The following is a 14,350-nucleotide window of genomic DNA, read 5'->3' as shown; positions in this document are numbered from 1 at the left end:
AAAATATCGGACGCCGTGGATGCACTCAAAATACTGGCCACCGCACAGGCTGCACCAAACTGGGGATAGCTCAGCGCTTACGGACACCTTCAAGTTCGCGGATTTCCAGGAGCAGAACCGCGACGCGATCCTTCTTTTCGTGGTCACCGTGGACAAGCGCCTGCAGGTGATCACGACGGAACGACCGCCCGCGCCGCTTCCGGGGCAGCGGTTGATCTACCTGGCGTAGGGTGAACGATCAGTCCCTGGAACGTGCTATGCTTGGCGTAGCTAAGGAATTGATCGGGCTGGAGTTTTCTCCAATCTACGGATCAACACGAGCAAACGGAATAGGGAGGCAATGAACGATGTGGGTGGCACTGGTACTGGCAATCGGGGCGCTGGCGGCGGAAGGCGAGACATCGGAAATAACGACCGTGAAGACCCTGCAGGACGGCAATGCGCTTTATGAGGTCACGGGGTGGGTGGAGCGGGAGACCATCACCAGTGGCGAGCGGAAGGGGATCTACACGGAGTGGGCTCACATCAAGATCTTGCGCAAGGGCGGTGGGGCAACGTGGGAAGGTCCATTCAAATACGATATTGGTATTGACGCGTTGGTTGTGACCGGAGAAAGCCAGTTCGCAACGGTTTCCCAGTTTCCAATGAGCATGGGACATAGGGTTGTGAGGTGGCAAATCTCTGATGCGCTTGTACCCGCGGCGCTGGAGGAGATTAATTGCTATTCGCCCTACCTTGCACCCAATCGGAAGTGGGTGTTTTACAATCATTGGTATCCGCGCATGGGAACGCCGGAGGAATGCAAGCACACAAGCACCTGGATGTTGGACATCACACAGCCCGAGTTTAAGCCAGTGTTGGTATATCCGCCCGATAATGCGACAGGGGTCGCCCCCGATGGACGTATTCACAGTGCGCTGATAAGTGGTTCCGCCCCGCTATGGAGCGCAGATTCTCGCAAGCTATACTACTTCGACAGGCTCTCCGAGGAACACAATTGGGAGGGGGCCGTCGTGTCCCTGGTGGAGATTCAAATCGGCCAGGATATGACCATCGAGAAGACGACCGCCTTCCCGATTAAGTTGGAAGACTTCGCGAGGCCGGGCGCGGATCTTACAAAACTGGCCTTTTACCCGGAGGAACTTTATTGGGCCGGGGAAGGGGTGATTGGCGGGACGTTGAGCGCGGAACGACGGTGGAAAAGCGAGGCGTTTTTGATGTCGGTCACGGGGGAGTATGTAGACTCAAGTGATAGGGAAAGCCAAACGCGCGAGTCTACGGACGGGGTTCAAGTTGAGAAAACGGAACCCCGTTCAGACGGATGACAGCCTATACCGCCAGCGTCTCGTCCGAGGGAGTCTCGAAAGCAGCGTCGCATACTTTTCGTACGAATGCGTATACGTGGTCGCCATAGCGTTCCAAGAGCATCGATTGGAGTTCACGCCGGGTATGTGCGGCACCCACGATCTCGCCTCGCCGAACCGCGACATACTGACCGGAATATTGAGCGATGAGCTGATCGCGGTGTTGCAGAAAAAAGTTTAGATCCTGAAGTGGCTTATTCAACGACTCGGTAGGATTGGAAATCGCGGACTTCAATGTTGGATACTCCATTTGTCGTTCAATCTCCAGACAAAAAAATTGTACAGCAATTATCAGAAAACTGCAATCAGCCTTGTCTGCACGCTTGACTGCGGGGGCTCAGAGGGCCGATGAAATGGGGTGGCGAACTTTTGGCTGGGAGTTTCTGGGGCCGTACGTGGACGGAAAGTGGTGGGTGACTGTAACCCTTGGGGCCCGGCGATTCAAACGGGCGGTGCTTGATACGGGCTCATCCAACATCATATTGCCGGGATCGTGTGAATATCCCGCAAGTCCAGATGAGCAGGTTCCGGAACAGTTGCGCATTTTTCTGTGCGGAGATTTCGATGGGGGCGACCCGGTCCTCGTTTCACCTTGCATGGGAGTAACAAGAGAGAGGATTGGAGGTGTGGGCGGCCAGCACCGTCATCATTACGAATTCTGGCTGGACTTCAACATTCCCCATTTACCCCTGCCAGACGTGGTTCCAGTCATATTCATACCAACCGCTTACCCGATCATCGGCCTTGCGCCGTTTGTCGCCTGTGGATTTTGCTTTCGCTTTGAGCGAAGTGGTGCTTGGGTGAAGCGTCCTTAGCATGGTTGGCCATACCGCCGCATATCCGTAAAACTTGCAAATTTGGGCGTCCGCACTCTATAACGTCTGATTCGGCAGCCCGTCCGGTGTCTTGGGCGCGCGTTGGGCGGTGCGGAATGCCCCGGCCTGAGTCTTGATATCCGAAATCCCTCGGAAACCAAAGGTAGAGCAGTATGTCTATTGTTAGGAATTGGCGAGGCGTAGTGCTTTCGCTGTTGATGGTCGGGGCGGGCCTGTGCGGGCGCGCGCAGTCGGCCGAGGCCCCCTTCGCCTTTCAGGAGCAGGAGCGCATCGTGTTTCTGGGCGCGACGATGCTGGAGCGGGAGCAGGAGGAGGGCTATCTGGAGACCTTACTGACGGCGCGCTTTGCGGAGAAAAGCCTGAGCTTCCGCAATCTGGCCTGGAGCGGCGACACGGTTTTTGGCGATTCCCGGGCGGCCTTCGACACCGCGAAAGAGGGCTTCGAGCGCATGGTGAAGCATGTGCACGACGCGAAGCCGACCGTGCTGGTGCTGAGCTTCGGCATTAACGAGTCTTTTGAGGGGCCGGCGGGCCTCACACCCTTTATCGACGGTTACAAGAAACTGCTGGACGCCATTGCGGACACAAACGCACGGCTGATTTTCCTGGGTGCACCGCGTCTTGAGGCGTTGGGGGCGCCACTGCCCGATCCGGCGAAGCAGAATGAGAACGTGAACCTGTACAACGAAGCCATGCGCGCGCTGGCGTCGGAGCGGGGCGGATTCTATATTGATCTTGCCGGCGAGTTGGAGGGTATGCACGCCGCCGCGCCGCTGACCTACAACACGATGCACTTCACGCCCTATGGCTACTGGGTTTTCGCGCAGGCCGTGCTCAAGGGCCTGGGCTATGAGACGCCCCGCTTCATGGCGCAGGCGATTGACGTCTTCACGCTGGCCCCGGAAGTGTTCTTTGCGGCGGACATTCCCGCCGACACACCCCCGCTGGTGCGCGCGGGGGAGACGCTTCACATGTTGCGATTCTTCGCAAACGACCCCGGCGTATACCGGCTTCAATCCGATGGTCGTGTTATTGCGGAAGCGACCAAGGCGGACTGGGAACAGGGTATTGTCCTGAACGGATTGACCGAAGTGGACCAATTTGAAGCGCTGCGTGCGGTGGTGAAGGAAAAGAACCGCCTTTTCTTCAATCAATGGCGTCCGCAAAACGAGACCTATATTTTTGGCTTCCGCAAGCACGAACAGGGACAGTACGCCGCCGAAATCCCGTTGTTCGATCCCCTGATCGAAGCGCAGGAAGCAACGATCGCGGAATTGAAGACACCAAAGCTGGCCCAATACACCATGGCACGTGTTGCCGAATAGAATCAGGGAGCACGAAACCATGCAGCACAAGAAAACCTACCTGTTGTTCACTATCGCGGCCACTGCGTCGCTGGCCGTATTCCCCGCCGCCGCGCAGAACCAGGACGCGCTTCACGAGATCCCCGCGCCGAATGTGGAGGAGGAGCTTTCCCAGTTCATCGTAGCCGATGGATTTGAGGTAAATCTCTTTGCCTCCGATCCCATGGTGGCCAATCCTATTGCGATGAGCTGGGATGCGCAGGGCCGCCTCTGGGTGGCGGGCAGTTCGATCTATCCCCACATTGCGCCGGGTCAGAAACCGGCCGATACCATCACCATTCTTGAAGACACGGACGGCGACGGTGTGGCGGATGCCTCCACGGTCTTTGCCGAGGGGCTCTTTATCCCCACGGGCATTCTGCCCGGCGATGGGGGCGTCTACGTGTGCAACAGCACGGAGATTCTCCATCTTTCCGATACGGACGGCGACGGCAAGGCGGACACGCGCCGCGCGGTGCTGTCCGGCTTCGGCACGGAAGACACACACCAGACGATCCACAGCCTGCGGTGGGGCGTGGACGGCTTCATGTACATCAACCAGTCCATTTACATCCACAGCCATGTGGAAACGCCCCACGGCGTGGAGCGGCTGGGCGGCGGCGGCATCTGGCAGTTCAACCCGCGCAGCCTGGAGGCCAATGTGCTCACGCGGGGCTTCGTGAATCCCTGGGGACACCATCAGGACGCCTGGGGCCAGTCCTTTGCGACGGACGGCGCCTATCACGACGGTATCAACCATGTGTTTCCCGGCAGCGCCTTCCTCATTTCAAAGATTACGCCTTTCCTCAGCGGGATGAATCCCGGCAGCCCGAAACACTGCGGTCTGGAGATCCTGAGCGGCAATCACCTGCCCGAAGAATGGCGCGGCAACTACATTACGAACGATTTCCGCGCCCATCGCGTGTGTCGCTTCATTGTGAAGGACAGCGGATCGACCTATACGTCCGAAGAGCAGACGGAGTTGATTAAGAGCCAGCGCGTGACCTTTCGCCCGGTGGATGTGAAAATGGGCCCTGACGGCGCGATCTACATCGCCGACTGGTACAACCCCATCATCCAGCACGGCGAAGTCGCTTTCCGCGATCCGCGCCGGGACCACGAACATGGCCGTATCTGGCGCGTTACCGCCAAGGGCCGCCCGCTGGTGCCCCGCCCCCAGATCGCGGGCGCTTCGGCGGAGGGTCTGGTGAAGTTGCTTACGAAGGACGAGGAGTGGACCCGCATTCAAGCGCGCCAGACCTTGAAGAACAAGCCCCTGGACCAGGTGACTCCCGCACTGGAAAACTGGATTGCCAAGTCGCCCCTGCAGGGCGCGGAGAAGGAACGTCAGGTGCTCGAGGCGCTCTGGACCTGGCAGACGCTCGACATTGTTCATCCCGAGTTGCTGCTGGAGGGCCTCGCCGCGCAGGATTTCCACGTACGTGCGGCGGCGGTGCGTATTCTAAAGCACTGGTTGCCGCGCCTGGAGCCGCAGCAGGAATGGCGTGATCGCGCCAAGGCCCTGGCGCTGGACGAGAGTCCGCGGGTACGCCTGGAGGCCATTCGCCTGCTGGGCAGCATTCCCAGCGCTGAGTCGGCGCTGGCGGCTCTGGAGGCCTTTAATCTCGCACGGGATCGCTATCTGGATTATGCCCTGCTGGTCACACTCCGGGAATTGAAGTCCGAGTGGTTGCCTGAAGTGAACAAAGAGAATCCGGCCTTCACGGACAACGCCGAGCGGCTGCTTTTCGCGCTGGACGCGGTGGCGGCGGACGACGTGGTCCCCGCACTGATCCACGCCATGGCCAAGGGTCGGTTCAACGACGACCAGACGGTCAAAGCAGTCACGCTGGTAGCGACCCACGGGGATGCCGCGCAGGCGGGGACCGTGGTGGAGCAGCTTTGCACGCGACTTGAGCAGGGCGATGAGGTTGCCCTCTGGGCCTGGGAGGCGCTCTACAAAGGCACATCGGGGCGCGGTGTGATCCCGGCGAGCGGTCTGGAGCGCGCGGTCAAGTTGATTGACCGGCAGCCGGGCTACACCCAGACCCATGCGATTGAAGCGGCGGGCGCCTGGCGCATCGCCGCGGCCCGTCCCGCGCTGAATGCGCTTCTGACGAAATCCGACACGTCCACGGACGTGCAGGAGCGGGCCATTCGCGCCCTGCAGGGGATTGGCGGAGAGGAAAGCAAGGCGAGCATCCTCGAACTGTCGAGGAACCATCCGAACCGTGCCACGCGCCTGGAGGCGGTGCGGGCACTGGCGGGCATGGCGCCGGAGGACTCCGCATCGGCCGCGCTTGCGCTGATGCAGGCGGGCACGAGCGAGGGCGAGGTGAAGGCCCTGCTGGACACCTATCTTAAGAACGAGCCCGCGCTCAATGCGCTGGCGAAGCAGCTTGAAGGGCAGACGATTCCGGTGGAAACGGCGAAGCAGGCGGCGCGAACCCTCAGCAGCTCGGGCCGGAATGTGGAAAGCCTCATGGCGGTCGTGCGCACGGCGGGTGGGCTCGATGCTCTGGCGGACGCCTGGACGCCCGAGGCGATAACGGCCCTGGTGGCCAAGGTGAAGACTGAGGGTGATCCGGCCCGTGGCGAAGCGCAGTTTCGCGCGCTGGCGTGCTCCCAGTGTCATGCCATTGGCGGCGCGGGCGGACTTCTCGGGCCGGACCTTTCCAGCATCGGCGGCAGTGCTCAGGTGGACTACCTGGTGGAATCGATCCTTCAGCCCGCCAAGGCGGTCAAGGAAGGATACCACTCCATTATCGTGGAGACGAGCGACCTGGAGACCTTCAGCGGCGTGAAGATTCAGGAGAACGACACGACGATGGTGCTGCGTGATGTGAACGGCGAGCACACCATTTACAAAGACAAGATCGACAACATCGAGGAGGGTACGTCTCTCATGCCTGTGGGTCTGGCCGACACGATTCTCGAGAACGAACTGGCGGATCTGGTGAGTTTCCTCTCCTCCCTTGGGCGGGTACCTGAGTGGTCGCTCGGGACTGACAAGGTTGTCCGCGCCTGGCAGGTGCTTCAGAATACGCCGGAGGGCCTGGAGCGCCTGTTTCAGGACGGTCCGGAAGTGGTGGGCGCGGGGCACGCGGAACTCACCTGGGGCCCGGCCTACGCGAAAGTGGGTGGTGAATTGCCCCTCGCGGAGCTGCCGCTGCTGAATCACCGCTACTGGCACAACAAGGGCTACAGTGCGGCGCGTTTCAGCCTGACGGCGGCGCAGGCGGGCAAGGTGGACCTGGCGCTTGGCGTGACCGAGGGGCTGGACATCTGGGTGAATGGCGAGTTGATCCCGAGTGCGCAACTGGGTGCCGTGGAAGTGCCCCAGGGCGATTCCACTGTGACCATACTGGTGCGGCACGACGCGGCCACCGCGCCGCTTCGCGCGCAGATTAAGGAGGCCGGTGAGACGGCGGTGACGTTGAAGCTGGCGGGGAAGTAGCCGGGAAGATAGGGTTGTTGTAGAGCCCCGCAGGCTGTCATGGCTTGCGGGGCTTTTTTTTGGAGTGGACCGGGTGGACTGAGTGAACGGCGTTGACGGGGTGGCTCGTGCCAAGCCCGCGCGAGAGCTTTCTAATTCAGCCAGTTGAGGATCCCATCGGGTCCGCCCAATGGCACGGCCGCAATTCGACTACCCGCCGTCAACGGATAGGCCTGGGCGGTCCTGCACACCACGGCGGCGCGTTCCAGCGCAGATTCACCGAAGTCGTTCTCCAGCGCAGTGAAACCCTTCAAGGCTCTAGCCTCAATCTTCGCGGCGGTTTTGCACTCTATCGCGCGGAATCGCTTTGGGCCGGTCTCGATCAGCACGTCCACCTCGTCTCGTTGCTGTGTGCGCCAGAACCAGAGCGGTGGACGTCGACCGGCGTTCAGATAGTACTTTCTTATTTCCGCGACGACGAGGTTCTCCCAAACCGCGCCCCACATGGCGTGGCGCGTCACATCGTTCCACTGCGCAAATCCGAGGAGATAGAGCAGCATCCCCGTGTCGGTAAAGTAGAGCTTGGGCGTTTTCACGATGCTCTTTGCCCCGTGTGTGTGGTAGGGCTCCAGCAGGAAGACCTGACGGCTCGTTTCCAGGATGGAGAGCCACGCGCGGGCCGTGTTGGGCGCGATACCGACATCGCGAGCCAACTCGCTATAGGAGAGTAGTTGCCCGGCGCGGAATGCTGCCGCGCGAAGAAAGCGATCAAAGTCACGGAGGTTGCCGATCTGCAATATATTTCGCACATCGCGCTCCAGATAGGTGGCGAGGTAAGAGCCCAGCCAGAGCTCCCGGTCAAGATCGGGCCTGGCCACGAGTTCGGGGTAGCTCCCCCGCCAACAGAAACGGTCAATGGCGTCCAGATCCCCGTCCGCTGCCGCCTCGTCAAGCGTCAACGCGGGCAGGGATAGCACGGCGGCTCGACCGGCGAGGGATTCGCTGACACCTTCCATCATGGAAAAATCCTGTGAACCCGTGACGATGAATTGGCCGGGCTCACGGGACTGATCGACGTGGACCTTGATGGAGCGAAGGACCTCGGGTACGTACTGCACCTCGTCGATAATCAGGGGTGTTGGGTGGCGCTTCAGGAAGGCGTCGAAATCTAAGCGCGCCAGTTCCGCATCGGCGGGAATGTCAAAGGTGACGTAGTTCGCATCCGGAAAGAGATGGCGAACGAGGGAGGTCTTGCCCGATTGCCTTGCGCCGGTCAAAACGACGACGGGGAACTGGTTTACAGCGTTTCGCAGGACTGGCGCGATGTTTCTATTAATCCACATTGCATAAATTATGCAGTATGATTGCAAGATTGTCAAGGGCGGGTTGGCGAAGGAGTTTTCAGACCGATCAGGCCGATCAGACCGAATCCGATCAGTCGGATGGGTCAGATCGGTCCGATCACTCAAATTCCCATGCCGCCGGTTACTTCGAGGGTGTGGCCGGTGATGTAGCTGGCCCAGGGCGAGGCGAGCATGAGGATGCCGCCGGCCGCTTCTTCGACGGTGCCCGTGCGGCCCAGGGGGACTGACGCGCGAATGTGGTCGTGCATGTGTCCGGGGACGCCGAGGCGAATTTCTTCGCCATCGACCACGACCGATTCGCCCGATTCTTTTGCCTGGGTGAGGCGGGTTTCGATGTAGCCAAAGGCCACGGCGTTGCAGCGGATGTTGAAGGGGCCCCATTCCCTGGCGATGGTCTTGGTAAAGCCCACCATGCCCATCTTTGCGGTGGCGTAGTTCAACTGGCCGATGTTCCCGTGGAGGCCGGAGGTGGAGGAGATGTTGACGATGGAACGGGGGCTGGCTTTGCCGTGTTCCGCCTCCTCACGCTTTGCCGCATCGCGCATGTAAGGTGCGGCGGCGCGGACGAGTCGAAAAGGGGCCGTTGTGTGAACGGCCAGAATCGCGTCCCACTGCTTGTCGGTCATTTTGTGCAGCATGCCATCCCAGGTGTAGCCCGCGTTGTTAACCAGAATGTGCAATGCACCGAATTGTTCCACCGTTTTCTCAACCAATATCCGGGGAAACTCGGGATCGGTAATGTCGCCCGGAATCGCGAACGCCTCGCCGCCCCCGTTTCTGATTTCCGCAGCCACAGCCTCGGCGGGTTCGGCATCGCGATCACTGACGACGACCCGCGCGCCCTGCCGCGCGAAGAGAAGGGCCGCTGCCGCGCCTATGCCGCGTCCGGCGCCGGTGATGATGGCGGTCTGATTCTCAAGAATGGGGGACATGAGCAATCCTTTGGTGGGGTGAAGTGTCCAGTGGGGTGAAAGGCTGAATTTCCCTATTATTCCATGCATGACGTATGCCGTGAAAGGGCAGCGTCAACAAGAGAGCGCCCCCCTGAACCGTTGGTTCAGGGGGGCGCGGAACATACAGAAAGTGGGGGCGGGTTTATGCGCCCGCGGTCGTCAGCTTCGCCCAGGCGGTGCTGGTCGGGAACTGGTCGCTCTCACCGCCGCCGCCCACCGGGCTGGCGATGGTGGCCGCATTCGGCGAGTACTTCTGGAATTCCACGTGACCGTCCATGAAGAGTACGTTGGCGCCGCCGGGCACGTGATTGTAGATGGAAACGCTTTCGCCGACTACGTCCCAGGTGGTGGCCAGCGTGGACTGGGCCTTGGCCGTCGCGCCGGGGTTGTTGATATCCGTGATGAAGAAGCGTTCAATACCCTCCCGGAAGCGGTTCAGCGGAATGGTCTGGCCGGGGGTATACTTGCTGTTGCCGGGGTGGGCGAAGGTGTGGTCGCGCTCCAGCGACGCCTTCACCGCCTCCAACGCGGGAACGTTGGCGCCCGCATAGGCCGCATAGTAGGGGTTGATATTTACCGTGGTGAAGAACGCGAAGATACCGCGCGAACCGCCATCGGTGAAGGGGGAGATAACCGCATTCTCCTGGATCACATAGCCCAGATAGATGTAGGAACGGTCGGAGGTGTCGTTGGAGGGCGCTTGCACGCTGGGGATGCCCGGCGTGTAGAGGCCGTTGGACCAGTCGCCGTCGAGCTTGTCGGTGGCGAGGTTGCCGTTAACATCCAGCCACTGGCCACCGGTGCCGGTGAACTTGTCGATGTTGTTTTCCGTGTCCGACGGGCAGAAAATGATCTTGATGTCCGTGAGGTACTCGGGGTAGGTGGCTTCCATGGAGAAGAAGAAATTGCCGGGGTCCACGGACTTGGGCGGGAAGCTGCCGCCCTTGGACTCGTTGGAATACATCTTGTAGATGATGCCCATTTGTTTGAGGTTGTTCTGGCAGGAAGCCCGGCGCGCGGCTTCCCGGGCGCGGGCGAGCGCCGGCAGAAGGATTGCCGCCAGAATGCCGATGATGGCGATAACCACCAGGAGTTCGATCAATGTAAAGCCACGACGTTTCATAATTACAGGTCTCTCCCTTTCGATAGATAAATCGAAAAATGACTCCACTCGATACTGCGGCCCAATCCTCAGCTCAAGTTGCTACAGCATAGACTAGACCCGTGGATCTGTCAATCTTAATCGCACTGGGCAACAATAGCGGCTCGCCGGGCTTAATCTGTTGACACGACATGGGTTGCTTTTCTTGAATTTCGCCGATTCAAGCATCGCTCGAAGCCGGGGCGTCCGGTTCACCATGCCTGATTTGATACACTATCGGTCTTCGGCCCCATTGATGAAGGAAGTTCCCACCATGAGCCTCGATGCCACCCTGCTGCTTCATTGTCCCGATACGAAGGGCATCGTCTATGAAGTCTCGCGATTCATTTTCAGTCGCGGCGGCAATATCATTGACGCCCAGCAGCACCGGGAAGAAATCGACAATCGCTTCTTCATGCGCGTTCATTTCGATGCCAGCGAGATGGGACTCCCGCCGGAGAAGCTCCGCGAGGACCTGCGGGGGCTTGCCGCCCAGTTTCACATGGATTACCGACTGGACTTTTCCCACGAGCGGCGGAAAGTGGCCATCCTGGTGTCGAAATACGATCACTGCCTCTACGATCTCCTGCTGCGGGACCGCTACGGCGAACTCGCGGCCGACGTGGCCATCGTCGTGAGCAACCACGGCGATCTCGAGAACGTCGCGCGCCACTTTGAAGTACCCTTCGTCCATGTGCCTGTGGAACCCAGTGACAAGGCCCTGGCGGAGGCGCGCATTCTCGCCTTGATGGTCGAGAACGAGATCGAGCTGATCGTGCTGGCGCGTTACATGCAAATTCTGACGCCTGTGCTTGTGGAGCCCTTCAAGAACCGCATCATCAATGTACATCACGGCTTCCTGCCGGCCTTTCAGGGGGCCCGCCCCTACCACCAGGCCTATGAGCGGGGTGTGAAGCTCATCGGCGCCACGAGCCACTATGTGACCGCCGACCTGGACATGGGACCCATCATCGAGCAGGCGAGCGTGACCGTAAACCACAGCCACAGCGTGAAGGATCTCATCACAATGGGGCGCGACATCGAGAAGCAGGTGCTTGCCGTGGCGGTGAAGGCGCACCTGGAATCGCGCATCATGGTCTATCGGGATCGGACCATTGTCTTTGATTGATCCGTGGACCGGGCGCTGCGCAGATACTTCGCCACGCGCTTGCGGAGTTCTTCGAGGAGGAGCATCGCCACGGCAAAGGGGAGAATAAACAGCCACACGTTCGCGGGAATCGGGGCCGTGCCGAAAATAGCATTGCCCCAGGGCGTGTAGTCGATCAGGGCGATAAGGGTTATCTCCAGGGCGATACCGCCGAGGATGAGCCGGTTGCTGAAGAGCCCCCGAGCGAACAAGGAGCGCCGGTCGCTCCGGCAGATGAACACATTCGCCACCTGCATGATGACGATGGCGCTGAGGCAACTGGTGGTCGCCCGCAGGTAGAGGGGATCGCGCGCTGCGAGGGATTCGCCGAACCGCCAGCCGCCGATCTGGAGCATGTACCCATAGGCGCACATGGCGGCCACGGCCTGCAAGGGGCCGAGAAAGAGATAGGCCCGGGCGAGCAATGCCGGGCTAAGGAGGCGCTCGCTGCGGGGCCTGGGCGGTTGCTTCATGATATCGGGGTCGGGTTTCTCCGCGCCGAGTCCCAGGGCGGGCAGCAGATCGGTTCCGAGGTCCACGGCAAGAATCTGGATGATGGTGAGCGGGAGCGGAATCCGGAAGACCACGAAGGCAAGATAAGGAACGAGCTCGGGTACGTTCGAGGTCAAAATATAGGTGAGGAAGCTTCGTATGTTGGAAAAGACGGCGCGGCCCTCCTCAACCGCGGCAACGATACTCGCAAAGTTGTCGTCGAGCAGCACCATATCGGCGGCCTCGCGGGCGACGTCGGTTCCGCTGCGCCCCATGGCAATTCCCACATCGGCTTTCCGGAGGGCGGGGGCGTCGTTGACACCGTCTCCAGTGACGGCAACGATTTCGCCTTTGTTCTTGAGCGCCGCCACGATCCGCATTTTCTGCTCCGCCAGCACGCGGGCGAAAATGATCTCTGGCGCATTCAGTACGAGCTGGAGCCGGACATCCGAGAAGTTGGCCAGTTGCTCGCCGGTGACAACCACCGGCGCATCGGAATGAACCAGGCCGATCTCCCGGGCGATGGCTTTCGCGGTGTGGGGGTGGTCGCCCGTGACCATAATGACCTTGATCCCCGCTTCGTGACAGCGGCGGAGGGCGTCCGTCACTTCCGGACGGGGGGGATCCTCCAGCCCGACCAGTCCGACCAGCGTCATTTCTTCCTCGGCGTCGTCCAGCGGGATCCCTTCGTGCAAATCCCGCCAGGCGAAGGCGAGCACACGCAGGCCCTTTTCGGCCATGGCTTCCGCGGCGTGGCGATAGTCGTTCACGAGTACTTCCGCGAGTTCGACGGAGCCTCTCTCCGTCTCCGCATGGCTGCAATGGGGTAAGACGGCTTCCGGCGCCCCCTTGCAGTAGAGTCTGAGGCCGTCCGGCGTGGCGTGAACGGTGGAGAGGCGCTTGCGTTCGGAGTCAAAGGGGATAATATGCACCCGCGGGCTGTGGGGCAACTCCCGCAGGGCGCCCGCCGCAAGTTCGACCAGGGCAATCTCCATGGGATCGCCGAGCCAGGTGGGGCCCGCCACGGCGCGGAGATCCTTCAGGTCGTGGCAGCAGGCGGCCACCTCGAAAAAGCGGGGATGGGATTGGGCGAGGGCGTTCAGCGGTCCCGCCTCGGTTTCGTACGCCCGCCCCGCGATGTAGAGTCGCCGCGCGGACATGAGATTCTGGGTCAGGGTTCCCGTTTTGTCCGTGCAGATGACGGTGGCGCAACCGAGGGCCTCGACGGCGGGCAGGTGTCGAATAAGGGCATTGCGCTTTGCCATGCGTTGCGAACCCATGGCCAGGGCCAGGGTGACCGTGGGGAGCAAGCCCTCGGGCACGTTGGCCACGATGATGCCGATGGCAAAGATGAAGTTCTCCCAGAAGGTGAGCCCGATCAACTGCCCGATGCAGAAGAAGCTAACGCCGAGGGCGAGGGCCATGGCCGCGACGATGCGGGTGACCCGGGCGATCTCAATCTGCAAGGGGGACACCGTATCGGCCGTGGCCTGGGTGAGCTGGGTGATCTTGCCAAAGGCCGAGTGGGAGCCGGTTGCGAAAACCAATGCTTTCGCTTCGCCGGAGACCATGGAAGTGCCCGCGAGAAGGGTGTTGCGACTGCGCGTGGGTTCGGGTTCGTCGCAGGGGGCGGCATCGCGCGATACCGGCACGGATTCGCCCGTGATGGTGGCGTTGTTGACACGCACCCGGAACGCCTCGATCAGGCGGCAGTCCGCCGGCACCATATCGCCGGCTTCGAGCAGGATCACATCGCCCGGCACGAGATCCGCGGCGGGGAGCTGGCGAACCGCCCCGGCGCGAAGCACTTTGACGACTGTGGGCAACAGCTTCTTGAGTGCGGCGAGCGCCTGTTCCGCGCGATAGGCCTGCCAGTAGGAAAAGACGCCGTTGATGAGGATGACCCCGATGATGGCAAAGCCGAGGGTTGCCATGCCCTCGCCGGGTTGCCGCCACTCCGCGAAGAAGGCGAGTCCCGCCGCGATCCACAGTATGACCGCGAAGAAGTGTACAAACTCACGGGCAAAGGCGAGGAGAAGCGACTCGTGGCGAATCTCCTGAAGCTGATTGGGGCCAAACTCACGGGCACGGTGCCGGGCTTCGGCATCGCTCAAGCCCTCGGGGCCACTGTGCAGGGCACGCAGGGCCTCGTCGGCGGATAACTGGTGGCTCTTCATAGCGCACACGCGTATCGGTATAAGGGAAGTCAGTTCTTCAAGGGGCGGCGTCCGACCCCATCTTCGTGGAAGGCGCCGGCTTCGGGCGCGATCACGA

10 protein-coding genes are annotated in these 14,350 nt (G+C 61.0%); 6 read left to right on the top strand and 4 right to left on the bottom strand.

From position 1 onward, the window contains the following. Nucleotides 1-19: 19 nt before the first annotated feature. The 5 genes from JNK74_20125 to JNK74_20105 all read left to right on the top strand — a co-directional run bounded on the left by JNK74_20125 (nt 20) and on the right by JNK74_20105 (nt 7,000). Nucleotides 20-229, top strand: a complete 210-nt coding sequence (locus JNK74_20125; protein ID MBL7648493.1) for a hypothetical protein — start codon at nt 20-22, stop codon at nt 227-229. Nucleotides 230-347: 118 nt separating this feature from the next. Continuing rightward, nucleotides 348-1,325, top strand: coding sequence for a hypothetical protein (locus JNK74_20120; GenBank protein MBL7648492.1), 978 nt, complete (start codon nt 348-350; stop codon nt 1,323-1,325). Between the two features lie 76 nt (nt 1,326-1,401). Beyond that, nucleotides 1,402-1,545 carry a hypothetical protein gene (locus JNK74_20115; protein ID MBL7648491.1) on the top strand — a complete coding sequence of 48 codons (144 nt, stop codon included), beginning with the start codon at nt 1,402-1,404 and terminating at the stop codon, nt 1,543-1,545. Between the two features lie 837 nt (nt 1,546-2,382). Next, on the top strand, nt 2,383-3,525 hold the full coding sequence (locus JNK74_20110; protein MBL7648490.1) for an SGNH/GDSL hydrolase family protein: 1,143 nt from the start codon (nt 2,383-2,385) through the stop codon (nt 3,523-3,525). A 19-nt stretch (nt 3,526-3,544) separates the two neighbouring features. Further along, entirely contained in the window at nt 3,545-7,000 is a 3,456-nt protein-coding gene (locus JNK74_20105) for a HEAT repeat domain-containing protein (GenBank protein MBL7648489.1), read from the top strand. A gap of 131 nt (nt 7,001-7,131) precedes the next feature. Here JNK74_20105 and JNK74_20100 read toward each other — a convergent pair whose 3' ends face one another. The 3 genes from JNK74_20100 to JNK74_20090 form a co-directional block, all read right to left on the bottom strand. Continuing rightward, entirely contained in the window at nt 7,132-8,322 is a 1,191-nt protein-coding gene (locus tag JNK74_20100) for an ATP-binding protein (GenBank protein ID MBL7648488.1), read from the bottom strand. Between the two features lie 122 nt (nt 8,323-8,444). Further along, nucleotides 8,445-9,275, bottom strand: coding sequence for an SDR family oxidoreductase (locus JNK74_20095; protein ID MBL7648487.1), 831 nt, complete (start codon nt 9,273-9,275; stop codon nt 8,445-8,447). A gap of 163 nt (nt 9,276-9,438) precedes the next feature. Beyond that, complete coding sequence (locus JNK74_20090; protein ID MBL7648486.1) at nt 9,439-10,419, bottom strand: DUF1559 domain-containing protein; 981 nt, start codon at nt 10,417-10,419, stop codon at nt 9,439-9,441. A gap of 292 nt (nt 10,420-10,711) precedes the next feature. Between JNK74_20090 and purU the strand changes: the two genes are divergently transcribed. Next, nucleotides 10,712-11,566 carry a formyltetrahydrofolate deformylase gene (purU, locus tag JNK74_20085; protein MBL7648485.1) on the top strand — a complete coding sequence of 285 codons (855 nt, stop codon included), beginning with the start codon at nt 10,712-10,714 and terminating at the stop codon, nt 11,564-11,566. Here the strand turns inward: purU and JNK74_20080 are convergent. After that, a complete protein-coding gene (locus JNK74_20080; protein MBL7648484.1) occupies nt 11,536-14,253 on the bottom strand; it encodes a cation-transporting P-type ATPase in 2,718 nt (905 codons plus the stop codon). The two genes, purU and JNK74_20080, sit on opposite strands and share 31 nt — an antisense overlap. Nucleotides 14,254-14,350: the final 97 nt, after the last annotated feature.

This window comes from Candidatus Hydrogenedentota bacterium (genome assembly GCA_016791475.1).
Classification (GTDB): domain Bacteria; phylum Hydrogenedentota; class Hydrogenedentia; order Hydrogenedentales; family JAEUWI01; genus JAEUWI01.
The sequence above is the reverse complement of the archived record's forward strand: the minus strand, read 5'-3'. Positions and strand labels throughout refer to the sequence as shown.